The 22030-nt window shown below is 72.8% G+C and carries 22 protein-coding genes and 1 riboswitch; of the genes, 10 read left to right on the top strand and 12 right to left on the bottom strand.

The window, feature by feature from the left end:
- Nucleotides 1-30 precede the first annotated feature (30 nt).
- Entirely contained in the window at nt 31-1461 is a 1431-nt protein-coding gene (locus CD790_RS28275) for a TIR domain-containing protein (protein WP_144386200.1), read from the top strand.
- Nucleotides 1458-3344 carry an SPFH domain-containing protein gene (locus CD790_RS28280; protein ID WP_260867950.1) on the top strand — a complete coding sequence of 629 codons (1887 nt, stop codon included), beginning with the start codon at nt 1458-1460 and terminating at the stop codon, nt 3342-3344. Before CD790_RS28275 ends, CD790_RS28280 begins: the two co-directional genes overlap by 4 nt.
- Nucleotides 3345-3427: 83 nt before the next feature.
- On the opposite strand, the gene CD790_RS28285 is transcribed toward CD790_RS28280, so the two are convergent.
- From CD790_RS28285 to CD790_RS28295, 3 genes are all read right to left on the bottom strand, one after another.
- A complete protein-coding gene (locus CD790_RS28285; protein ID WP_260867951.1) occupies nt 3428-4042 on the bottom strand; it encodes a toll/interleukin-1 receptor domain-containing protein in 615 nt (204 codons plus the stop codon).
- 75 nt (nt 4043-4117) lie between these two features.
- Nucleotides 4118-4903 (bottom strand): cyclopropane-fatty-acyl-phospholipid synthase family protein, encoded by a 786-nt coding sequence (locus tag CD790_RS28290; protein WP_144386202.1) that lies wholly within the window; start codon nt 4901-4903, stop codon nt 4118-4120.
- 128 nt (nt 4904-5031) lie between these two features.
- Nucleotides 5032-5598, bottom strand: a complete 567-nt coding sequence (locus tag CD790_RS28295; protein ID WP_186319280.1) for a DUF3995 domain-containing protein — start codon at nt 5596-5598, stop codon at nt 5032-5034.
- 63 nt (nt 5599-5661) lie between these two features.
- Here CD790_RS28295 and CD790_RS28300 point away from each other — a divergent pair, with 63 nt between their 5' ends.
- Entirely contained in the window at nt 5662-6246 is a 585-nt protein-coding gene (locus tag CD790_RS28300; RefSeq protein WP_144386204.1) for a TetR/AcrR family transcriptional regulator, read from the top strand.
- Nucleotides 6247-6465: 219 nt separating this feature from the next.
- On the opposite strand, the gene metE is transcribed toward CD790_RS28300, so the two are convergent.
- Nucleotides 6466-8784 carry a 5-methyltetrahydropteroyltriglutamate--homocysteine S-methyltransferase gene (gene metE, locus CD790_RS28305; protein ID WP_144386205.1) on the bottom strand — a complete coding sequence of 773 codons (2319 nt, stop codon included), beginning with the start codon at nt 8782-8784 and terminating at the stop codon, nt 6466-6468.
- Nucleotides 8785-8947: 163 nt separating this feature from the next.
- Nucleotides 8948-9168, bottom strand: a riboswitch (cobalamin riboswitch).
- A gap of 159 nt (nt 9169-9327) precedes the next feature.
- Between metE and CD790_RS28310 the strand changes: the two genes are divergently transcribed.
- Nucleotides 9328-9801, top strand: a complete 474-nt coding sequence (locus CD790_RS28310) for an HIT family protein (protein WP_144386206.1) — start codon at nt 9328-9330, stop codon at nt 9799-9801.
- Nucleotides 9802-9903: 102 nt separating this feature from the next.
- Nucleotides 9904-10341: a hypothetical protein gene (locus CD790_RS28315; RefSeq protein WP_144386207.1), complete on the top strand. Its 438-nt coding sequence runs from the start codon at nt 9904-9906 to the stop codon at nt 10339-10341.
- Nucleotides 10342-10419: 78 nt separating this feature from the next.
- On the opposite strand, the gene CD790_RS28320 is transcribed toward CD790_RS28315, so the two are convergent.
- The 3 genes from CD790_RS28320 to CD790_RS37020 are packed head-to-tail and all read right to left on the bottom strand — an operon-like array spanning nt 10420 to nt 12254.
- Complete coding sequence (locus CD790_RS28320; protein WP_260867952.1) at nt 10420-11454, bottom strand: NAD-dependent epimerase/dehydratase family protein; 1035 nt, start codon at nt 11452-11454, stop codon at nt 10420-10422.
- A gap of 30 nt (nt 11455-11484) precedes the next feature.
- Entirely contained in the window at nt 11485-12042 is a 558-nt protein-coding gene (locus tag CD790_RS28325; protein WP_222108312.1) for a DUF6314 family protein, read from the bottom strand.
- Nucleotides 12039-12254 (bottom strand): hypothetical protein, encoded by a 216-nt coding sequence (locus CD790_RS37020; RefSeq protein ID WP_399218360.1) that lies wholly within the window; start codon nt 12252-12254, stop codon nt 12039-12041. The genes CD790_RS28325 and CD790_RS37020 overlap by 4 nt, the downstream gene beginning before the upstream one ends.
- Nucleotides 12255-12326: 72 nt before the next feature.
- Here CD790_RS37020 and CD790_RS28335 point away from each other — a divergent pair, with 72 nt between their 5' ends.
- Entirely contained in the window at nt 12327-13991 is a 1665-nt protein-coding gene (locus CD790_RS28335) for a glycosyltransferase family 39 protein (RefSeq protein WP_260867953.1), read from the top strand.
- Nucleotides 13992-14071: 80 nt separating this feature from the next.
- On the opposite strand, the gene CD790_RS28340 is transcribed toward CD790_RS28335, so the two are convergent.
- Entirely contained in the window at nt 14072-16048 is a 1977-nt protein-coding gene (locus tag CD790_RS28340) for a heavy metal translocating P-type ATPase (RefSeq protein ID WP_144386208.1), read from the bottom strand.
- Nucleotides 16049-16147: 99 nt separating this feature from the next.
- On the opposite strand from CD790_RS28340, the gene CD790_RS28345 reads away from it, so the two are divergent.
- Complete coding sequence (locus CD790_RS28345) at nt 16148-16564, top strand: helix-turn-helix transcriptional regulator (RefSeq protein ID WP_144386209.1); 417 nt, start codon at nt 16148-16150, stop codon at nt 16562-16564.
- A 62-nt stretch (nt 16565-16626) separates the two neighbouring features.
- Complete coding sequence (locus CD790_RS28350; protein ID WP_144386210.1) at nt 16627-17145, top strand: SMI1/KNR4 family protein; 519 nt, start codon at nt 16627-16629, stop codon at nt 17143-17145.
- 70 nt (nt 17146-17215) lie between these two features.
- On the opposite strand, the gene CD790_RS28355 is transcribed toward CD790_RS28350, so the two are convergent.
- From CD790_RS28355 to CD790_RS28365, 3 genes are all read right to left on the bottom strand, one after another.
- On the bottom strand, nt 17216-18073 hold the full coding sequence (locus CD790_RS28355; RefSeq protein WP_144386211.1) for a class I SAM-dependent methyltransferase: 858 nt from the start codon (nt 18071-18073) through the stop codon (nt 17216-17218).
- Between the two features lie 75 nt (nt 18074-18148).
- Nucleotides 18149-18493 carry a glyoxalase/bleomycin resistance/extradiol dioxygenase family protein gene (locus CD790_RS28360; protein ID WP_144386212.1) on the bottom strand — a complete coding sequence of 115 codons (345 nt, stop codon included), beginning with the start codon at nt 18491-18493 and terminating at the stop codon, nt 18149-18151.
- A gap of 1 nt (nt 18494) precedes the next feature.
- Nucleotides 18495-18674, bottom strand: coding sequence for a CopG family transcriptional regulator (locus tag CD790_RS28365; protein WP_144386213.1), 180 nt, complete (start codon nt 18672-18674; stop codon nt 18495-18497).
- Nucleotides 18675-18922: 248 nt separating this feature from the next.
- Between CD790_RS28365 and CD790_RS28370 the strand changes: the two genes are divergently transcribed.
- Nucleotides 18923-20065: a PP2C family protein-serine/threonine phosphatase gene (locus tag CD790_RS28370; protein WP_144386214.1), complete on the top strand. Its 1143-nt coding sequence runs from the start codon at nt 18923-18925 to the stop codon at nt 20063-20065.
- A gap of 136 nt (nt 20066-20201) precedes the next feature.
- Here CD790_RS28370 and CD790_RS28375 read toward each other — a convergent pair whose 3' ends face one another.
- On the bottom strand, nt 20202-20675 hold the full coding sequence (locus CD790_RS28375) for a Crp/Fnr family transcriptional regulator (RefSeq protein ID WP_399218369.1): 474 nt from the start codon (nt 20673-20675) through the stop codon (nt 20202-20204).
- A gap of 311 nt (nt 20676-20986) precedes the next feature.
- Between CD790_RS28375 and CD790_RS28380 the strand changes: the two genes are divergently transcribed.
- Nucleotides 20987-21709, top strand: coding sequence for an NADPH-dependent F420 reductase (locus CD790_RS28380; RefSeq protein ID WP_260867954.1), 723 nt, complete (start codon nt 20987-20989; stop codon nt 21707-21709).
- Nucleotides 21710-22030: the final 321 nt, after the last annotated feature.

Here is a 22030-nt window from a genome sequence, read left to right on the forward strand (position 1 = left end):
CGGCCGAGCGTTACTTACGGGGGCAACGCGGTGTACGACGTCTTCATCTCCTACGCGGAAGCCGACGCCGACTGGGCTGCCCTGCTCGCCGATCGACTCCGGTCCGACGGAGTGCGCGTCTTCTTCGACCGATGCAGCCTGCGGCCGGGCGACGTCGTGGTGCACCAGCTGGAGGCGGCGATGCGCGGGTCCCGGCACGGGATCCAGATCGTGGGCCCGCTCACCATGACCGAAGCCTGGGCGCGTCAGGAGTACGCGGCGCTGGTGCAGGCGTCGACCGGACACGGCATGCGGCTGATCCCCGTGCTGTGCGGCGACGCCGACATCCCGCCGTTCGCCGCGACCCGCGTGTGGATGGACTTCCGCAAGCTCAGCGGAGACGCGTTCAACGAGAAGGCGGCCGAACTGGCCCGGGTGCTGCGCGGCGAAGAGCGGGTCCGCACCGGCCACCCGGAGCGGGAACTCCTCGATCTCGTACGACCGCGGAGCCCTCGGAGCCCGACCGAGCCGACGCCCGCCTCGTTCGTCGTCTGCTACGCCCGTGCCGACGCCGGTTACGGTGAAGGGCTGGTGGACCACCTGGCCCGAGCTGATCTGCCCGTGTGGTCCCTGGGCGACCTCACCTGGGGTGACGACTATCTCTGGACGATCAGACAGCGGCTCCGGCACGCCCTCGCGGTGGTCGTCCTGATGTCGCCGGAGGCCGAGGAGTCCGAGGACGTCACCCGAGAGATCCTCGAAGGCCAGCGCCACAGCCGGGAGTTCTTCCCCATCCTGCTGCGCGGGGAACGCAACTATCTGCTCGCCAGCAGCTGGTACTTCGACGCCAGGAACGGCGAACTCCCCGGGCCCGAGGAGTTACGCCTGCTGCGCCGCCTCCACCCGCGGAGCGCCGGCGTCGACCGGTCGCCCGCCGGCGCGCCGGTCATGCCGCCGCCACCGGCGCGGGCCCGCGGGCCGGCCCGGGCGGCCCTGACGCCGGCCGTGCGCGCCCGCACGTCGCTGAGCAGGCTGGAAGCCCTCCTCGCGGAGCGGGAGTTCGAGCACGCCGACCTGCTGACGACGACGCTGCTCCTGGAGTCGGTCGACAGACTCGACACCGGCTGGCTGCGTCGAGCCGACGGAAGACGGCTGCCCGACGCCCTGCTGTCCGAGATCGACGGCCTCTGGACGCGCTTCTCGGGCGAGACCCACGGATTCCGCGCGCAGGCACGGCGCGCCCTGCTCGGAGGCGGCCGCCACGCCGACTTCCTGGCCCTGTCCGTGGCGTACGGATGGCGCGGTTCGGCGGCTGACGCCGTGCCCACGTACCAGGACTTCGTCCGTCGGGCCAAGGGCCACGGGTTCTTCCCGACGCTGCGCAACCCGCAGAGCGAACGGTATGTGGACTGGTACGACCAATGGACGGAGACGGTGCTCGCCGTCCATCTCCGGCTTCGGGAGGAGGGACGCGTCCGGTGACGTGGATTCTGTGGTTCTTACTGGTCGTCGGGGTGGCGGCGCTGGTCGCTCTCGTCGGCTACGGGGCGGGTCAGGCGAAGCGGGGCCCGTCCGGGCGTCGAACGCAGCGGACCGGCGCCCTCGTCGGATACGGCGCCGGCAAACTGGGCTCCTGGACGGGGCTGTGCGTGGTGCCCGCCGAACACGTCGGCATCGTCTACCGAAGGTTCGGGTTCGCCCGGGCGGACCAGCGGTTCAAACGCATCACCCCGTACGCGTCCCGCGGCATCCAGGCGCGCACCCTCCTCCCGGGCCGCCCCTACTGGCTCATGCCCTTCCTGCACGGCGTCCGGTTCGAGCCGCGGACCCACATCCCGGCCGGAAAGATCGGACTGGTCATCGCCACCGACGGAGCCAAGCGCGGCCGCCGTCGGACGCTCGGCCAGTACGTGGAGTGCGACAACTTCCAGGACGGCGCGGCCTTCCTCCTGGGCGGCGGCGAGCAGGGCCGGCAACTGGCCGTCCTGTCCGGCGACGCCTCGTACTACATCAACACCGCCCTGTTCCAGATCGACATCGTGCCCCGGACCTACATCGAGCCGGGGACGATCGGACTGGTCATCGCCAAGGACGGCGCCATCCGGCCGCCCGACCGCCCCTTCGGGCGGTATGTGGAGTGCGACAACTTCCAGGACGGCGCGGCGTTCCTGGAGGGCGGCGGCGAGCAGGGCCGGCAGCTGGCGATCCTCGCCGGCGGCACCTCCTACGACATCAACCCCCACCTCTTCCAGGTCATCACCAGACAGAACGTGGGCAGTGCCGACCACAGCGAGGGCGGCCTCCGCGCCGGACACCTCAAGGAGATCGCGATCCCCGTCGGCCACGCCGGAGTCGTGATCACCCTCGACGGCGCCGAGCCCGAACGGGGGCAGCGCCGGGTCGGCCCGCTGGTGAAAGGGCACAGCAGCTTCCGGCTGCCCTGGGCCTTCCTGGAGAACGGAGGCTGGCGGGGCGTGCAGGAGGAGACGCTCGGCGAGGGCTCCGTGTGCGCGCTCAACCCCTGGTTCGTCCGGGTCGTGCTCATCCCGACCCGGCTGCTCATCCTGGACTGGAGCAACAAGGTCGGCGGCCAGGCGGACAACTACGACGCCGCGCTCGACCGCATCGTCGTCAACGTGCAGGGCCACCGGCTCCAGGTGGAGCTCAGGCAGACGCTCAACATCCCGGAGGCGGCCGCTCCCCGACTCGTCAGCGAGTTCGGCGACTCCTCGACGTCCGGGGTGGGGGGCCTGGTGAACAACCCCGCTCCGGTGCAGCGGTTCGTGGAGCGGGTGCTGGGCGGCGCCGTCGACACGTACTTCAACGGCATCGCCGCCGAGTCCACGGTGGAGGAGTTCCTCACCCTGTACGCCAGCATCCGCACGGACCTCGCGGCGCAGGTCCGCAACGCCCTCGCCGCGTGGGGAGTGGAGGCGGCCAGCACCAACCTGGGCGAGTTCGAGTCCCTCGACGGGGACCTGGACCAGGCGCGCAAGAGGGTGTCCGCGGAACAGATCCGCACCCAGGAGCTGGTGGAGCAGAAGAAGAACGCCATGATCAAGGCGGATATCCACCGTATCGAGCTGGAAGCCGAGCGGCAGCGCCGGCTGCTGAACGTCGCGGAGCTCGAGCGCAGGATCGAGGTCCTCGGCCGGGACGCCATCGCCATGCAGATGTTCCTCGCGGAACTACGGCACATGAAGGTGCCGCAGATCGTCAGCGGTGACGCGGAGTCCCTGCTCCAGTACCTGCCGATGCAGCGGGCCCTGGAGCTGATCGACGGGGCGAAGCAGCGTGCCGAGCAGGCCGCGCTGGAGAAGCCCGGCTCGCAGCCCGATGTGGCGGGTCCGGCGGGCGTGGCGTAGGAGTGGCGTCCGTGGGTGTGGTGCGCGCGGCGTGCGGCTCTCCTCGGAGCCGTCCGGATCATCGACGGTCGTCACCGTCCGGCTCATCGACGGTCGCCGCGCAGCGCCGACGCGATCTCGTCGATCCGCCGCGCCTGGACGTCCTCGCTCACGCCGCGGAAGTCCGCGCAGTAGCGGGTGGCGGCGAACCCGGGCAGCTCGACTTCCCCGATCACCACGGGGATGAACAGCCGACCGGTCTCGATCGACGGCTGCATCAGGGCGGCGTACTCCTGCCGCACCCAGCCGCTCGCCATCGACGCCGGGCTGAACACCAGCAGTCCGTGGGCCGCCTCACGGATCGCGGTCTCGACGGTGTGCACCCGGACCCCGCCCGGCCGGCTCACGACCTCGTCGTAGGCGACGTCGAGCCCCTTCTCGCGGAGCCGCTCCGCGAAGGGGCGCACCCAGTCGGCATCCTCGCGGTCGTAGGAGACGAACACGTCATAGCGCGGGGTGTCGTCGCCGGTCGGCGCGGAGGTGGAGGCGGGCGGCGGGTTCGGTGCCGGCGCGGGCGGCGCCGGTGGGGCGGACGTGGGCGGCGTCGGCCGGTGCCGACGCCGCGACAGCTGATGGCGCACCGCCACATACGCGAAGTACGCGCCGACGACCCCGGCGACCGTGCCGACCATGCTGAGGACCAAGCCCGCCGTATCCACGGACAGCAGGTTAGTTCCCAGCTGTCCCCGATGTGAGGGTGCGCGCACCGGACGTGAGGGCGGGCGTCCTCGGTGTCAGGGTGTGCGTCCCACGGCTTGGTTCTTGCGCGCGGTCACCAGCGCGAAGCCGAGGAACTCGCCGCCGTCCGCGGTGAGCATGTCGATCACGGGTTGGTTCGATGCCCGGCCGTCCGGCCGGTGGTCGGCGCAGGTCCGGCTCCACAGCAGCCAGTCCCGCCAGCCGTCCTCCTGCAGTCGGGCGGAGGTGACCGTCACCAGCTCGGTGATCTCCCATTGGAAGCGCCACCACTCCGCCGTGTGCCAGGCGAGAGCCTCCCAGCCGACGACCGCCTTGACGTGCGAGGGGATCGCCCCGAGCTCGCGTACCTCGTGGGTCATCGCGGGGGTCGCGATGCCCAGTCGGCCACCCGGGCGCAGGAACCGTGCGAGGTAGGGCAGGTAGCCGTCCGCCGTGCCGAAGTACTCGAACGCGTCGATGCTCACGACGGCGTCGAAGCTCTCCGCTTCGAACGGCAGGACGTGCGCCTCCGTTCGTACCGCCTCCACCCGGTCGCCCACGCCGGCCTCGGTGAAGACGGCAGCCGCCTCCTCCGCGGTGATCCACCAGTCGGCGGCGACGACCTGAACGCCGAACTCGCGGGCCAGGAACACCGAGGTGGCGCCCTTGCCGGAGCCGAGGTCGAGCACCCGCATGCCCGGGCGCAGATCGAGGTCCTGAGCGAGGTCCTCCAACAGCCACAAAGGGTTCGGCCCCATGTCCAGTTCGAGCAGCCAGGCCGGGTCGTAGCGGGACGAACGCGGATACCGGTCCGGACGTATGAGGTCATCCAGGGAAGTCACAGACCCCGACCCAAGCGGATCACGGGCGCTCGGGCAAGCTCGTTCCGCCGCGGCGACCGCTCCTTCCTCGGCTGAGGGGGCCAGGGGGATGATGCCCTCGGCCCCTCGGCCCCTCGGCCCCTCGCCGGTCAGACGGCGCGGCGGCGGCGTCGGGTGCGCAGCGCCACGTATCCGGTGAGCCCGCCGAGGGTGACACAGATCGGGGAGTAGACGCGCAGGTCCCAGTGCCGGAACACGGCGGGCACATCGCCCAGGCGGAGGCCCGAGACGGCGAGGCCGCCGAGGCCGCGGGCGCTGAGGGCACCGGCGACCGTCCACATCCCGGCGCGCACCGGCCAGGAGCGGGCCCACCGGTTCGACGTCGGGCGGGAGCCGGTCAGGACCAACCCCGCGGCGGTGCCCAGCAGCCCCGCCACCGCGAACGTCTCAGGACCGGACGGGCGTTGTGACTCGTCGACTCCTCCGATCGTCGCCGCGAACTCGGCCCACGACTTCAGCGGCCACGGCGAGAACACCCACACCACGTGCAGCACCCCCGCCGCGAGCAGTGCCCCGGTGGCCGCCGTCGTGGCGACGCGCACGGTCCAGTCCGGGGCGACCCCGGACCCCGTGTCCGCCGTGTCCGGCGCGTCGGCCGTGTCCGCCGTGCTCGCACCGACCGCCTCGCCGCCGTCTGCGATCGACCTGACGTTCATCGCGTTGCCTCCCCGCTTTCCGTACATGCCTGTATGGATGTTCCGTACAGTACTGTATGGAACATGGCCAAGGGGAGAGTCAGCCGGGACGACTGGACGATGGCGGCGCTCGGCGCGCTGGCCCGGGGCGGGGTCGCCGCGGTGGCGGTGGACGCGCTCGCCCGGGAGCTCGACGTCACCCGCGGCAGCTTCTACTGGCACTTCGAGAACCGCGACGCCCTGCTCGTGGCCGCGTTGGAGACCTGGGAGCGCCGCGCGACGACCGACGTCATCGCCGCCCTCCGCGACGTGACCGACCCCCAGGTGCGGGCCCGCGCGCTCTTCGCCGAGGCGCTGGGCAGCGAGGAGATCGCCGGCCTCGAACCGGCGCTGGTCGCCCAGGCGTCCCACCCGGCCATCGCCGCCGTGGTGGCCCGGGTCAACCGCACCCGCCTCGACTTCCTGACCGAGATCTTCGGCGACCTGGGCTTCGCCTCCCCGGACGCCCGTCACCGGGCCCTGGCCTCCTACGCCGCCTACCTCGGCTGGCTCGAACTGCGCCGGACCTCGCCCGAGGTCGCCCCCGAGGCGCGGTTGGAGGACCCCCGCGCGGGCGGGGCGCTGGACCACCTGGTGGGCATGATCCTGGCGCCGACCACCCGGCCGTAGCCCGCCGCGTCGACACCCCCGGCCGCGCGCGGTCCCCGGCGCTACGCCTCGTCGGTATACGGCCGGCGTGGCGGAGGTGAGCCGGGAGGGCGCGCGGCGCGCCCTCCCGACCCCCACGGTGCCCCGGGCGGCGACGAACCTCCCGACCCCCACGGTGCCCCGGCGGCTACGAACCTCCCGGCTTCTCCGCGGCCGCCGGTCCCGTTCCGCGCGGTGCCGTCAGGTCCCGGACAGCTCCGTACGGACCGTGCGGGCCGCGGCGACCAGGTTCTCCAGGGACGTACGGGTCTCCGACCAGCCGCGGGTCTTCAGGCCGCAGTCGGGGTTCACCCACAGCCGCTCGGCCGGGATGGCCCGCAGCCCGGTGCGCAGCAGGGCCGCGGCCTCCTCCGCGCTCGGCACGCGTGGCGAGTGGATGTCGTACACGCCGGGTCCGGCCTCGCGCGGGTAGCCGTGGGCGGCCAGCTCGCGGGCGACCTGCATACGGGAACGGGCGGCCTCCAGGCTGATGACGTCCGCGTCGAGGTCGTCGATGGCCTGGACGATGTCGCCGAACTCGGCGTAGCACATATGGGTGTGGATCTGGGTGTCCGGGCGCACCCCGCCGGTCGTCAGCCGGAACGCCTCCGTCGCCCACGCCAGGTACGCCGGGCGGTCGGCGGCGCGCAGCGGCAGGGTCTCGCGCAGCGCCGGTTCGTCCACCTGGATCACCGACGTCCCGGCGGCCTCCAGGGCGTCGACCTCGTCGCGCAGGGCGAGGGCGACCTGCCGCGCGGTCTCGGCGCGTGGCTGGTCGTCGCGGACGAAGGACCAGGCGAGCATGGTCACCGGGCCGGTCAGCATGCCCTTGACCGGCCGGTCGGTGAGGGACTGGGCGTACGTCGTCCAGCGCACCGTCATCGGTTCGGGCCGCGAGATGTCACCGGCGAGGATCGGCGGGCGGACGTACCGGGTGCCGTAGGACTGGACCCAGCCGTGCTGCGTGGCGAGGTAGCCGGTGAGCCGCTCGGCGAAGTACTGCACCATGTCGTTGCGTTCGGTCTCGCCGTGCACCAGGACGTCCAGGCCCGCCTTCTCCTGGAAGGAGATCACCTCCCGGATCTCGGCCTTGACGCGCTCCTCGTACTCGGCCGTGTCGATCCGGGCCGCCCGCAGGGCCGCCCGCGCGGTGCGCACGTCGTCCGTCTGCGGGAAGGAGCCGATGGTGGTGGTCGGCAGCAGCGGCAGCCGGAGGTGGGCGCGCTGTGCGGCCGCCCGCTCGGCGTACGGCTGGGACCGGCGGGCGTCGGCGTCCTCGACGGCGCCGGTGCGGGCCCGGACGACGGGGTCCCGGGTGATGGGCGAGCCGGCGCGCGACGCCAGGTCCGCCCGGTTGGCGGCCAGTTCGGCGGAGACGGCGCCCACGCCGTGTGCCAGGCCCTTGGCCAGGGTGACGACCTCGGCGCTCTTCTGACGGGCGAAGGCGAGCCAGCGCAGGATCTGCGGATCGATGTCCCGTTCCACGGCCGCGTCCAGGGGCACATGGAGCAGCGAGCAGGAGGCGGCCACGTCGACCCGGTCGGCCAGGCCGAGCAGGGTGCCGAGGGTGGCGAGCGACTTCCCCAGGTCGTCGACCCAGACGTTGCGGCCGTTGACGACGCCGGCGACCAGCCGCTTCCCGGGCAGCCCGCCGACGGCGGCGAGCGCGTCCAGGTTGCCGGCCGCGGCCTCCGTGAAGTCGAGGGCGAGCCCCTCCACGGGGGCCTTGGCCAGCACCGGCAGCGCCTCCCCGAGCCGGTCGAAGTACGAGGCGACCAGCAGCTTCGGTCGGTCGGGGAGCGCACCGAGGTCGCGGTAGGCGCGTGCGGCGGCGTTCAGCTCGGCCGGTGTGCGGTCCTGGACCAGGGCGGGCTCGTCGAGCTGCGCCCACTCGGCTCCCGCCGCCCGCAGTTCGGCGAGGACCTCGGCGTAGACCGGGAGCAGTCGGTCGAGGAGCGTCAGCGGCTCGAAGTCCGCGGCCACGCCCGGCGCCGGCTTGGCGAGCAGCAGATAGGTCACCGGACCGACGAGCACGGGCCGGGGGGTGAGGCCCAGGGCGAGCGCCTCCCGAAGCTCGGCGACCTGCCGGGAGGCGTCCGCCGCGAACACCGTGTCGGGGCCCAACTCCGGGACCAGATAGTGGTAGTTGGTGTCGAACCACTTGGTCATCTCCAGCGGCGCCACGTTCTGGGTGCCGCGAGCCATGGCGAAGTAGCCGTCCAGGTGGTCCGCCGCCACGGCGGCGCGGTGGCGGTCGGGGATGGCGCCGACCATGACGCTGGTGTCCAGGACGTGGTCGTAGTACGAGAAGTCGCCGGTCGGAACCTCGTGGATGCCGGTCGCGGCCAGCTCCCGCCAGTGGGAGCGGCGCAGTTCGGCGGCGGTGGCCCGGAGGGCGTCGGCGGTGACGCGACCCTTCCAGTAGCCCTCGACGGCCCTCTTCAGCTCCCGGTTCCGGCCCTGCCGGGGGTAGCCGTACACGGTGGCCCGTGCTGCCGCGGCTGCGGGCTTCGCTGTCACGGAAATCTCCTTCGCGAGATGCTTCCCTGAGATCCCGGCGACGGGACGAGGACGCGAAGGGGTGACGGAACCGGACGGATCGACCCCGCGCGGCGCGGCGCGATCATCCGCCTGGTGTGTACGCCGACCCGCCCTCGAGGTCACCGGGGTGTCCACGCACGACCGTTCGCGCGCGGGCAGTGGCAGGTCTTCGGACTCGCGGGCGCGCCTCGTGTCGTACGAGGCTCCTACTGGCCGTCGCTTCCCAGGCCCGGCCGGGCCCAGTGCGTATGACGGCGGTCGTTCCCGCTCACCGCTGCGGGGCAGTCCCGGACTTCCACCGGGTTCCCTCTTACGACGCGTCCCGCCTGGCGGACGGGGCGAACCAGCTGCAGGGATCAGCGTAGAGGGCGACGCGGGCCGCGGAGAGCCGAGTTCACCATTGCGATGGTGAGTTGGGACACGCGACGACCGAACGCGCGGTGCGGCGGAGCCGCCCCTCCTCGGTGGGCCCGACGCGTGCGAAGGGAAGTCGTCTCACGTCGGTGTGTACAGTCCCCCACCATGACGGAAGACTGGCGGAAGGACCGGATCGGCAGCGCGCTCCGGGGTGAGAACCCCTCGGTGCTGCGGAGGTTGGAAGCGGGATTCGCGGTGATCGGGGACGTCCAGTTCCTCCCCGGATACTCGGTGCTGCTGGTCGACGACCCCACCGTCCACCGACTGTCGGAGCTTCCCCGACGGAAGCGGCTGGCCTTCCTCGCCGACATGGACCGGCTGGGCGAGGCCGTCGAGCGTGCCTGCACCCGGCTGGACCCCGACTTCCGGCGGGTCAACCTGGAGATCCTGGGCAACACCGACCCGTTCCTGCACGCGCACGTGTGGCCGCGGTTCGCCTGGGAGCCGGCCGAACTCGTCGGCCGGCCGGTGTGGCTCTATCCGCGCGAGAACTGGACCGACGAGCGGTATGCGTTCGGCCCCCGGCACCGCGCCGTGCGCGAGGCGATCGGCGAGGAGCTGGACCGCCTCGCGCCCTGACCCGATCGCGCCGCACCGAGGGCCGTTGGTGAAAGAATTCGATCTTGCGAGGGACCATGTCCGTACCGGAGAGCGTCGAGAGAGCGTAGGGCGGGGGAGACGATGCTGGAGGAACTGATACTGGCCGGCGGCACCACGGTGGTCGGGGCCATGGCCACCGACTCCTGGCTGGCCGCGCGCGGTGGGGTGACGCGGCTGTTCCGCCGCCGGGGCGAGGACGGACAGTCCGCCATCGAGGCCCAGTTGGACAACAACGCGGCACTGGTCGCACGGGCGGACGACGCCGAGCGGGTACGCCAGACCCTGCTCCCGCTGTGGTTGCTGGAGCTGGAGTCGCTGCTGGACCAGCACCCGGACGCCGCCGACGAACTACGCGAGCTGGTCGAGGAGATCCGGGAGCGACTGCCCGCCGCGGAGCGCACCTGGGTGCAGAACAACGTGGCCAAGGACGGCGGACAGGTCTTCGCGGTCCAGGGCGGGAACGTCATCGTGCACCAGGCCCTCCCCGGCCAGGGAGGCGGCGGCGGAGCCGCCGGGTGAGCCGGCCGCGCCGCGAACCCCTCCAGACGGGGGAGCGCGTCGGCGGCCCTGGCCGGGCTGGGCCGCCGCGGATCGTCGTCAGTACCGGGGGCCGGCGACCAGCGGTGGGGTGTCGACGGCGGCACTCTCCCGCAGACCGGCCAGCAGATCCTGGAGGGCTTCCACGGAGGAGTGTTCGGGCTGCCAGCCCAGCTCGTCCCGGGCCCGCCGGGTGTCCATGAGAGGCAGCCGCAGCACGGCGTCGAAGAGGTACGGCGAGGTGGGGACGGCGCGGAGCCGCCAGGCCGCGGAGAGCGCGGCGCGCACCGGTCGGGCCGGCAGCCGTACCGGACGCGCCGCGAGCACCTCGGCCAGGACGTCCGCGGTCACGGGAGGGTCGGCGGCCAGGTTGAACGCGCCCTGGACGGGGCGGGTGACGGCGAGCCGGTAGGCGCGGGCGGCGTCGTCCGTGTGCAGGGCCTGGAAGACGAGTCCGGGCAGGTCCGGGACGACGGGCAGCAGGCCGGGACGGACCAGACGTCCGGGCACCAGGGGGCCCGCGAAGAGCCGGCACTGTTCGGTCGCGGACTCCTTCTTGAACAGGAACGCGGGACGCATCCGTACGACGCGGATCCCGGGGTGGTGCAACTCGTAGGTGTCCAGGGCCCGCTCCAGATAGGACTTCTCCCGGCAGTAGGACGCCTCGGGCCAGCCGTGGGTGGGCCACGACTCGTCGACCGTACGGCTCTTGGGTCCCGGGGAGTAGGCGCCCACGGAGGAGGCGTAGACGAGGGTGCTCACCCCGGCCGCGGCGACGGCCGCGAACACCTCGTAGCTGCCGAGCACATTGGTTCGCCAGGTCACCAGGGGGTCGCGGCTGGGCTGGAGCAGCCAGGCGAGGTGGACGACGGCGTCGGCGCCGCGGAAGTGGGCGACGAAGTCGACGCCGGGGTCGGACCCGATGTCCGCGCTCACCCAGGTGGTCTTCGGCGGGTGCCAGCGGGGTCGCCGGCGGGCGATGCCCACGATCGACCCGACGGCCGGGTCCCGGCCCAGCTCGCGGACGACGCTGGTACCCACGTTGCCCGTGGCCCCGACGACCACCACCCGGAGCCCGTCTGACGATCGAGGCACGGTCGTCGCCTCGCTTTCCTCGGTCGGAGGCTACACGTTCCACCCTGTGACCGAACCGCGGGCGTCGCAACCGCGCGCCCCGTCGGCGGCGCGGTCGGGCGGGCACCCCGGGCCTCCGCGGCGGTAGGTGGACTCCATCCGCTGGTCCTTGGAGGGGCCGACGGCATGCCAGCGCAGACGCCACTCGTCGGGCGAGACGGCGGTGAAGTCGCCGTCGTACCGATCGGCCGAGCACAGGTGCCGGGCGGCCCAGTGGCCGCCCCGCAGGTCGAGCACGTGGAAGGGGCGACCGTCGGCGAAGGCCACCTCCGCGGTGCCGTCCGGGTGGGGGATCAGTCGGAGGGTCCGGCTCGCCCGGCGCGTCGTCCCCGCCCACGTCAGCTCGCCCTCCTCGATGTGCAGCACACACGAGCCGTCGTCGGCCGGGCGGAACTCCGCCGTGCCGTGGAAGCGACCGCTCGCGCCCGAGGCCAGATCGACCACGGCGCGCTCCACCGTCCACCACCCGCTCAGATAGGCGGCGACGTCGGACACCGGATACGCGGACGAGGCCGCGGCCGGTGGTGGAGCGGAGGTGGTGCGGTTCATGCCTCCAGTATCCGGTACCGCGCGCACCGTCCCGCGGCTCCGTCGCCGCGCCCGTTCGCCGTACCGAGGGACGGGTCGGGGATCTGTTCGCGGGCCGCTGCCGGCAGTCGGTGCGGCAGCACGCCGTGCGCGGTGCGCTCCAGGTCGAGTGCGCCGCGCAGGATCCAGGGCTCGATGGCGGTGGTGATCCAGTCCGCTAACTGGCGAAACATCATTCTCCTTGACATAGCGCCTTGTTGGCTCAGATCATCATTCCACTATCTAATTAGTGAAAGGGTGATGTGGTGGTCGAGTACCGCATCGACCGCCGCGGCGGTGACGCCACCTACCGGGGCGGCTGGGCGCCGCGCGACGACAGGGGCCACTCGGCCACGGCTGCCGTCACGGCCCGTCGAGTGACGGCCGCCCGCACCACGACCGGCGAGCCCCCGGCCGGCCCCGCCGCCGCGACCCGCACCCCGGGACCGCTCCCGTTCCGGTCGGCCGCGCGCCCACCCGGCCGGTCGATCCGCGCGGCGGCCGTCGTCCTGGCCCCCATGGCGCTGATGCTCGCCCTCGGGCTGTGGGGCGTCCGCCACCAGGGGAGCATGGGGCGCGACGAGTCGACGACCTACCAGATGGCCCATCGCGACCTGGCCGAGATCTGGCAGGTGCTGGGAAACATCGACGCGGTGCACGGCCTGTACTACCTGCTGATGCACGCCGTGTACGCGGTCTGGGACGGCGGGCTCGCGGCCCTGCGGCTGCCCTCGGTGCTGGCGATGACGGCGGCGGCCGGAGCGGTCGCGCTGATCGGCCGGCGGCTGGCCGGCCCGGGGGTCGGCCTGGCGGCCGGGCTGGTCTTCCCGCTGATCCCCACCACACAGCAGTTCGCGCAGGAGGGGCGGTCGTACGCGCTGGTCTGCGCGACCGTCGCCTGGTCCACGTACCTGCTGCTCCGCGCGGTCGACCGGCGGGACAAGCGGGCCTGGGCGGGCTACGCGGCGGTCGCCGTGGTCGCCTGTCTGCTGCACGAGTTCGCGGTGCTCGCCGTCGTCGCCCATGGCGTCACGCTGTCGCTGGCCCGGGTGCCGGGCGCGGTCCGGCGGGCGTGGGCGGTGGCGGCCGGCTGCGTGCTGGTCCCGTTGGTCCCGCTGGTGGTCATCAGCGAGCACCAGTCCGACGCGGTGTCGTGGATCAAGCCCGCGGAGCCGTTCGAGATGGTGCGGTTGGCCGTCCTGACGGTGGTGGCCGCCGGATGTGCCGCCGCGCCCGGACCCGCCCGCCGCGGCCCGGTCCGACTGTGGACCGTGGCGCTGCCGCTGCTGGTCCTGCCGTCGACCCTGCTGATGCTCTCGGCGGTGGTCCACCCGCTCTACGCGCACCGCTACGTCGTCTACTCCTACCTCGGGCTCGCCCTGGCGCTGGGCGCCGGCGTCGACTGGCTGGCCCGTACCGCGAGGCGCCGCGGCCGGCCGGCCGTGGTCTGCGCGTGCGCCGTGGCCGTGGCGGTGCTCGCCGCGCTGCTGCCCACCTGGTCGCAACTGCGCGGCCCACAGGGCCATCTCGACGACCCGGCCGGCGCCGCCCGCGTCGTACGGGAACTGGCCGCGCCCGGCGACGGCGTGCTCTTCATGCCGGCCGACCGCCGCGAGTCGCTGCTGTCCCACCCCGACCACTACCGGGGACTGAACGACCTGGCGCTCGATCAGACCCCGACCGCCTCCGGCACCCTGCACGGGATCGAGCTCACCGCCGCGCGCCTACCCGCCCGGATGCTGTCCGCCGACCGGATCGTCGTGCTGCGCGACGTCCGCTACCGGTCCACGGACGACACGGCCGAGGGCCGGGCGAAGCGCGCGGTGCTGGCGGCGCACTACGAGGAGTGCGCCAGCGGACGGGCGCACGGCATCACGGTGATCGTCTACGCCCGCCCGGGCCGCTGCGCGGAACGGGAGTCCGGGGCCTGACACGACCCCTGGCGAAGCCGACGCAGAAGGCCGGGGCGTGAGCCCGCGTCCGCGTCCTCGGCCGCGAAGGCCCTCGGGGTCTACGGCTCCGAGCGGGGTCCGGAGCCGCGCCACGCGGACTCGGTGAGCAGGCGCAGTCCGTTGAGTCCCACGATGACGGTGGAGCCCTCGTGCCCGGCGACGCCGAGCGGCAGCGGCAGGGTGCCGGCCAGGTCCCAGACGACCAGACCGGTGATGAACGCGCCGGCGATGACGAGGTTCTGCACCACCAGCGTGCGGGCGCGGCGGGACAGTCGGACGACGGCGGGGATGGCGGCGAGTTCGTCGCGCACCACCACGGCGTCGGCGGTCTCCAGGGCGAGGTCGGACCCGACGCGGCCCATGGCGATGCCGGTGTGCGCGGCGGCCAGCGCGGGGGCGTCGTTGACGCCGTCGCCGACCATGAGGACCCTGCGGCCGTCAGCCTCCAGTTCGCGTACGGCGGCGACCTTGTCCTGGGGCAGCAGTCCGGCGCGCACCTCCGTGATGCCGACCTCGCCGGCGAGGCGGGAGGCCGCCCGCGGATTGTCGCCGGTGACCAGCAGCGGGCTGGCACCGGTCAGTTCGGTCAGGGCGCCGACCGCGGCGGCGGCCTCGCCCCGCAGCCGGTCGGCGACGCCGACCACGCCGGCCGGGGCACCGTCCACCGTGACCAGGACGGCGGTGCGACCCTCGTCCTCCAGGCGGGCCACCGCCCGGGCGGCGGCGCGGTGGTCGGCGCGGTCCGGCAGCAGCGTGGCGGGGCTGCCGACCGCCACCGTGCGGCCCATGACGGTGGCGGTCACCCCGCTGCCGGGGGTCGAGACGAAGTCGGAGGCGACCGGGACGTCCAGGCCGCGGGCGCGGGCGGCGTCCACCACGGCCCGGGCGAGCGGGTGTTCGCTGGGGTGCTCGGCGGCCGCGGCCAGCGCCAGCAGCTCGTCCTCCGAGAGGCCGGGGACGGTCAGCGGGCGGACCTCGGTGACCTGCGGGGCGCCCTCGGTGAGCGTGCCGGTCTTGTCCAGGGCCACATGGTTCACCTGCGCGAGGCGCTCCATGACCACGGCGGACTTGACCAGCACGCCGTGGCGGCCGGCGTTCGCCATCGCCGACAGCAGCGGGGGCATGGTGGCGAGCACCACCGCGCACGGCGAGGCGACGATCATGAAGGTCATCGCCCGCAGCAGCGTGGAGTGGAGGTCGGCGCCGTACAGCAGGGGCACGATGAACAGGGCGAGGGTCGCGGCCACCATGCCGAGGCTGTAGCGCTGTTCGACCTTCTCGATGAACAACTGCGTGGGGGCCTTGGTCGCGGACGCCTCCTCGACCAAGGCCACGATCCGGGCGAGCACCGAGTCGGCGGGGTCGCGCTCCACCTTGATCCACAGGGCTCCGGCGCCGTTCACGGTTCCGGCGAAGACCTCGTCCCCGGACCGCTTGGCCACCGGCAGCGGTTCGCCGGTGATGGTCGCCTGGTCGACGTCGCTGCCGCCGTCCAGGACGCGGCCGTCGGCACCGATCCGCTCGCCCGGCCGCACGAGCACCGTGTCGCCGATCCGTAGCCGCCCGGTGGGGACCACCTCCTCGCTGCCGTCGTCCGCCAGCCGGGTCGCGGTGGCGGGCGCCAGATCGAGCAGCCCGCGGACGGAGTCCGCGGTGCGGGCGGTGGCGACCGCCTCCAGCGCGCCGGAGGTGGCGAAGATGACGATCAGCAGGGCGCCGTCCAGCACCTGCCCGATCGCCGCCGCGCCCAGGGCGGCCACGACCATCAACAGGTCCACGTCGAGGGTCCTGTCCCGGAGGGCCTTCAGGCCCTCCCAGCCTGGCTCCCAGCCGCCCGCGAGGTAGGTGAGCGCGTAGAGCGGGGCCCATACCCAGGCGGGCGCGCCGAGCAGGTGCGGCGGTAGGGCGGTCAGGAACAGGGCGGTCGCCGCCGCGGCCCATCTGGCCTCCGGCAGGTCGAAGACCCGCGTCCGCCGACGGAGGGCGACGCGCCGCGCGACCGTCGGCCGGGTGCGGGTGAACGGGGTGGTGGCCATGGTGAGAGCAGCCCTTCGCGCACGGCGGGATCCGATGACGGCACCATACAGGACCACATGAACATCTATTCATGTATTAGGGCTCCGTAGGATGGCGGCATGGGCCATGGAGCGAAACCCAAGACCGCGGACAGCGCAACGCCGCGCACCCACCTGACGCCGCACACCGCGCAACAGGTCGCCACCACGCTCCAGGCCCTGTCCACCCCGTCCCGGCTGCTGATCCTGGCGCGCCTGCGCGAGGGGCCCCTCGCCGCCACCGAGCTGGCCGCCGAGGTCGGCATGGAGCAGTCCGCCTGCTCCCACCAACTGCGGCTGCTGCGCAACCTGGGGCTGGTCACCGGCACCCGCCAGGGCCGCTCGGTGATCTACGCCCTCTACGACGACCACGTCGCGGAACTGCTCGACCAGGCCGTCCACCACGTCGAGCACCTCCGCCTCGGCCTCGCGGACGCACCGGCGGAGGCGGGTCGGCCCGCGGCGGTCCCGGGGGACCGAACCACCGGGCCACGGTGATCGCCTGCGGCGTGTCGGCCTGTACCCTCGGCGCGGACCACACCAACGATCATGGGGGGCGTATGACCGTCTTGGCCGAGATCACCGCACTGCTCGGCGAGCCCCGGTTCCACTGGTCGGACCCCGAGCCGTGGCGCGCGCTGGAGGCCGAGCTCGGCGTGCGGTTCCCCGCGGACTACCGCGCCTTCGTGGACGCCTACGGGCCCGTCCTCGTCAACGACCAGCTGTGGTTCGGGCATCCGGGCGCCCAGCACGGCGACCTCGGACGCGCCATCAAGGCGGACATCGAGGCATGGGCCGACGTCCCCGAAGAGCTCGCGCCGCCGCACCCGGTGGGATCCGCCCCGGGGGAACTGCTCCCGTGGGGGAGCGGTTCCTCGGGTGAGACGGTGTTCTTCCGGATACCCGCCACCGAGGGTGGGGACTGGCGCGTGGGTGTCGTCGAGCATGACGAAGGGACCTACGAGGAACACGACATGACGTTCGGCGCCTGGATGCTGGCCTATCTCCAGGGCCGTGACGTCACGGTGTGCTCACGCAACTTCGCGCCCGACGGCCCCTTCTACCGGTCCATCGGCTGAGGCCACGCCGGTCGTGTCGCCCCCCCCGTCGACCGGACCCGCCGGCATCGCCGTGCCGGCGGGGGAGCGGTCAGGTGGTGGCGAGCAGCAGGTCCTCTCCGCTTGAGGGACGGAGGCCGTCGGTGCGGTCGGCGAAGTAGCGGTCGGCGAGCGACGTCCCCGACACATGTCGAACGTCGTCGAAGCCGGCTTCGCGGGCCAGTGCCAGCATCTCGGGCGGGGTGTAGAAGCTGATGAACGGCGTTCCGGAGGCCCGCGCGCCGGCCGCGCTCGCCCGAAGGCCGGGGCGATCGGCCTCGTCGACGAGTTCGATCGGCAGCAGATAGGTCATGGCGAGCGTCGAGCCGGGCGCCAGCCCGGCGATCTGGCGCAGGGTGGCCGCGGTGGCGTCCTTGGTGAGGTACATGGTGACGCCGGTGGAGACGATGACCGCCGGCTGGTCGGCGTCGAAGCCGGCGGCGGTCAACTGCTTCAGCCAGTCCTCGCTCGCCTCGAAGTCGACCGGCACCAGGTGCAGCCAGTCGGGGACGCCGTAGCCGAGTTCGACCAGACGCCTGCGCTTCCACGCCTGCGGGCCGGGCTGGTCGATCTCGAAGACCCGGAGGCGGGAGGCGATCTCCGGCCTGCGCTGGGCGAAGGTGTCCAGGCCGGCCCCGAGGATGACGTACTGGGTGACGCCGCGGTCCGCCTGCTCGGCGATCAGGTCCTCGATGAGACGGGCGCGGGCCACGATGGCCGCCCGGAATCCCCCGGTGGTTCGCGGGTCCGTGTCGGGGCGGCGGCGCCAGTCCCCCTCGGGAGCCGCCAGCCGCAGGCCGATCTCGTCTTCGAGCACATGCGGCGGCGAGTCGACCTGGACGTGCGTGGCCCGCCAGAGGGCGGTCCGCACCGCGGTGTTGTCCGGCGCCTCGGTCTGCTCGTGTGCCATGGTGTTTCCCCCTGTGTGGTCTGTTGCGTCTTATGTGTCGTGCTGTGTTGTCTGTTGCGTCTTTGTGTGTCGTGGTCAGTTTCCGGCGGGCGCCTGAAGGCTCCACAGTCGCCCGTCGGGGTCGCGGACGGTCATCTCCCTGGTCCCGTAATGCGTCTCCTCGAACGGCGTGACCACCTCGACGGCCGGGTCGGGACCGAACACCTCCGCGTCCGGCACCTTCATCACGAGCCGCGTCTGGGGCTCCTGGTCCTCGGGGACCTCGGCGATGAAGACGTACGGCCCGTCGCCGTTGCGGAGCTGGCCGGAGTTGTGGTCGGTCGAGAACTCCAACTCGTAGCCCAGCGTCTGGAAGAACTTCGCCGCCTTGCCCCAGTTGTGGGTGGTCAGGAATACGGCCTCGATCCCCGCGGTTGCCATGTCAGTTCTCCTTCTCGGTCGACTGCTGCTCTTCGCCATGGGCGTCGTCGAGGTAGGCCCGCAGTGCTTCGGCGACCAACGCCGACAACGACATGCCCGACTCGATGGCGCGGTACTTGACCTGCTTGATCAGCCCGATCGGCAGGTACACGTTGAACTGTTTGACTTCCTCATCGCCCATGAGGCGATGCTAGCATCCTAGCAAGCTAGATCGCTGACGGCGCCAGTGTTTCGTGAAAACCGGTCGTAGGAATTCGGGAGTGAGGTCCGGACGGGCGGTCGTGGCGGTGCTGCCTCGTGCGATTCAGGGTGGATGTCGGGGTCGGGCGGTGCGCTCCCCGAGCTCCCCGGTATGGGTGCATATGATCGCTGTTCGGCGGATTCGGCATCGGTCGCAGACGACGGCCCACACGGTAGAGCGGGGTGCGGATGGATCCACTCGTCACGCGGTGGCCCCGATACGTCTCGTTCGCGCCCGCCGCGCTGATCGTGTGCGGGACCGTCTGGAACGCGCTGTCGCCGCGGGAGTACTGGGGCGACCCGATGCTGGCCGCCGCCGTCGTGCTGGCGGGGGCGCTGCTCTCGCTCCGACACACGATCCTGACGGGAGTCGCCGTCGTCCTCATCGAGCTGGCCCTCGCGGTCAAGGACGGCTACGTCGGCCACATCGTCGGCACGCTCACCCTGGCCAACGCGGTGTTCACCGCACTCGTGGGCATCGGCGTGAACCGGGTGATCGCCCGCCATGGGCGCCGCCTGGAGGTGGTGCGCTCCGTCGCGGAGGCCGCCCAGCGGGCGCTGCTGCCGGTGCCGCCGGCGCGGGTCGGCCCGCTGGCCGTCGCGGCCGTCTACAAGGCCGCGCAGATCGAGGCGTTGATCGGTGGCGACGCGTACGCCGTGCACGACACGCCGTACGGCACCCGGTTGATGATCGCGGACGTGCGGGGGAAGGGCCTGGGCGCGGTCAGCGTGGTCTCGGTGCTGCTCGGCACCTTCCGGGAGGCCGCGGAGCGGGCGCCCGAACTGACGGTGCTGGCGGAACACCTGGAGCGCGCACTCGTACGGGAGGCCGCACGGAGCGAGCACCTCATCCAGATGGAGGGCTTCGTCACGGCGCTGCTCGGTGAGATCCCAGCCGGCGCCGATCGGGTGTCCCTGCTGAACTGCGGCCATCCCTCGCCCTATCTCCTGGCGGGGCGCGCCCTGTCGACCCTGGAGCCGCACGAGCCGGGCCTTCCGCTGGGCATGAGCGTCCTGGGCGTGCCGCAGGCGGCCCCCCAGACCTGGCCGTTCCCGGTCGAGGCCACGCTCCTCCTGGTCACCGACGGCGTGACGGAGGCCCGTGACCGCACCGGGAACTTCTACGATCCGGCGTCCCGGCTCTCCGGCCGGGGCCCGTTCCAGCGGCCGGAGGAGCTGATCGGGACCCTGGTGAGCGACGTGGAGCACTGGACCGGCGGGCCGCGCGACGACGACATGGCCGTTCTGGCGATCACCCGGTGCGCCGACGGCCCAGCCGGCCCGCAAGGGGATCCGGAAGGGGACACCCCGGGCTCCGACCACAAGGGCTGACGCGTGGTCAGGGCCGGCAAGGGCTGATGGGTGGTCAGGCGGACCTGCTTCCCCCCATTGGTATCGAAGAACCCCTCATCGAGGGGCGAGACCGCTCATCGGTCGGCCGGAGACCACGGCGGTGCCGCGGCGCGGCTCACGGCACCACCCATCGCGGCATCCCGCCCGGACCGCCGTGCTCGGTGAGCAGGTCCAGCAGCCGGGTCCGGGAGGCCCTGAGTCGGCGCGCGACCACCGCGGCCGCGTGGGTGCACACCGCGTGGTCCAATCCGGGATCCTTCGCACACAGGGCGCGGACCTCCGCCGCGTCGAACGCGTAGGCGCGTACCGGCGTGCCCGCCTCCGCCCCGAGATGCCAGCGGCGGGGCGGGATCAGCCAGGACCAGCCCAGCAGCTCGCCCGGCCCGACGGTCTCGACGACCGCGGCGCGTCGGCCGGGGATGCGCAGGTCGAGCGCGACCGTTCCGGTGCGGACGATCCAGAAGCGGTCGGCGTCGCCGCCCTCCTCGAAGATCCGCTCTCCCCCGGGGAACGACACCTCGTGGGCCAGAGCCGTCAGCCGCCCGTAGTACTCCTCCGACATCGCGCCGAAGACTCCGGACCTTGTGATCACGCGTCGCCTCCTCGGTCTGGGCCCGCCCGGCAGGTCGTGGACCGCGCCGGACGGCAGCCGTCCGGGGCGATCGCCCGCCGTGGTCGGGGGGTTCCCGATCCGCCTCTCCCTCAGCATCCACCCCGGGGCGTCCCGGCCCCAGGGCCGGAAGGGGCATCGAGAGGGGCCGACCGGCCCGGGTGTCGCCAGGCCCTCCGGGCCGACCGGTCGCCGGCGACGAGCCGGTCTGCCCGTTGCCTGCCCGAGGGCGGCCGAAGGAAGAGGGCAGCGGCGGGAACAAGGAGCCGGACCGGGGGGTTGTCGATCACGTGGCCGGGACGGCGCGCCCCCGGACGCGACATCACCGAGAGCTCGGGAAGGACCGACACCTCATGAAGATCGGCATCATCGGCGCAGGCAACATCGGCGGCAATCTGACCCGGCGACTCACCGCGCTCGGCCACGACGTGTCCGTGGCCAACTCGCGGGGCCCGCAGACCCTGAGCGCGCTCGCCGAGGAGACCGGCGCCACCCCCGTCACCGTGGCCGAGGCGGCGCGCGGGGCGCGGATCGTGGTGGTCACGATCCCGCTGAAGAACATCCCCGACCTTCCGAAGGGCCTGCTCGACGGGGCCGCGGACGGCGTCGCCGTCATCGACACCGGCAACTACTACCCCAAGGAGCGCGACGGCAGGATCGCCGCGATCGAGGAGGGGCTGACGGAGAGTCGCTGGACCGAGCGGCACCTCGGCCACCCCGTCGTCAAGGCGTTCAACGGGACCTACGCCCAGGACATCCTGGAGAGGCCGCGCCCCAAGGGGGACCCGGAGCGCATCGCGCTGCCGGTCGCCGGAGACGACGAGACGGCCAAGCAGGCGGTCCGCGACCTCATCGACGAACTCGGCTTCGACTCGGTGGACTCCGGCGGCATCGACGAGTCCTGGCGCCAGCAGCCCGACACCCCCGTCTACGGCCTGCGGGCCGGAGTCGAGGGCGTCACCGAGGCCCTGGCCGCCGCGTCGCCGGAGCGCCCGGAGGCGTTCCGGGCCTAGCGGAGGAGCACCGGCCGCGCCCCCGAGCCGCTGATGGGTCGGGGGCACGGAGGTGACGGGTGCGGGTGGCGGTCGGCTGCGCACGGTCCCCGCGCGGTGTGTGCGGCCGGCTGTGCGCGGTCCCCGCCGCGGCGTGTGCGGTCGGCTGCGCACGGTCTCCGCGCGGCGTGTGCGCGGAGTCTTGTCGGCGGGTTACCCCCTGGCTAGACTCCGCCGGAGTTTCACTTGACGCACATTTCCTTCACTGCTGTATCACCGACGATCGCCGATCTTCGGGACTCTCACAGGGGATGCGCTCGACAGGGGGCCGGAGTGGAACGA

Origin of the sequence: Streptomyces sp. SAJ15 (genome assembly GCF_007595705.1) — a bacterium.
Lineage (GTDB): Bacteria > Actinomycetota > Actinomycetes > Streptomycetales > Streptomycetaceae > Streptomyces.

What these genes read in the sequence shown, in the direction of transcription:
- CD790_RS28295 (WP_186319280.1), bottom strand. Translation starts at nt 5,598, where the DNA reads ATGAACGTCAGGTCGATCGCAGACGGCGGCGAGGCGGTCGGTGCGAGC.
- CD790_RS28365 (WP_144386213.1), bottom strand. Translation starts at nt 18,674, where the DNA reads ATGGGCGATGAGGAAGTCAAACAGTTCAACGTGTACCTGCCGATCGGG.
- CD790_RS28360 (WP_144386212.1), bottom strand. Translation starts at nt 18,493, where the DNA reads ATGGCAACCGCGGGGATCGAGGCCGTATTCCTGACCACCCACAACTGG.
- CD790_RS37020 (WP_399218360.1), bottom strand. Translation starts at nt 12,254, where the DNA reads ATGTTTCGCCAGTTAGCGGACTGGATCACCACCGCCATCGAGCCCTGG.
- CD790_RS28300 (WP_144386204.1), top strand. Translation starts at nt 5,662, where the DNA reads ATGGCCAAGGGGAGAGTCAGCCGGGACGACTGGACGATGGCGGCGCTC.
- CD790_RS28340 (WP_144386208.1), bottom strand. Translation starts at nt 16,048, where the DNA reads ATGGCCACCACCCCGTTCACCCGCACCCGGCCGACGGTCGCGCGGCGC.
- CD790_RS28355 (WP_144386211.1), bottom strand. Translation starts at nt 18,073, where the DNA reads ATGGCACACGAGCAGACCGAGGCGCCGGACAACACCGCGGTGCGGACC.
- CD790_RS28325 (WP_222108312.1), bottom strand. Translation starts at nt 12,042, where the DNA reads ATGAACCGCACCACCTCCGCTCCACCACCGGCCGCGGCCTCGTCCGCG.
- CD790_RS28315 (WP_144386207.1), top strand. Translation starts at nt 9,904, where the DNA reads ATGCTGGAGGAACTGATACTGGCCGGCGGCACCACGGTGGTCGGGGCC.
- CD790_RS28345 (WP_144386209.1), top strand. Translation starts at nt 16,148, where the DNA reads ATGGGCCATGGAGCGAAACCCAAGACCGCGGACAGCGCAACGCCGCGC.
- CD790_RS28370 (WP_144386214.1), top strand. Translation starts at nt 18,923, where the DNA reads ATGGATCCACTCGTCACGCGGTGGCCCCGATACGTCTCGTTCGCGCCC.
- CD790_RS28350 (WP_144386210.1), top strand. Translation starts at nt 16,627, where the DNA reads ATGACCGTCTTGGCCGAGATCACCGCACTGCTCGGCGAGCCCCGGTTC.
- CD790_RS28310 (WP_144386206.1), top strand. Translation starts at nt 9,328, where the DNA reads ATGACGGAAGACTGGCGGAAGGACCGGATCGGCAGCGCGCTCCGGGGT.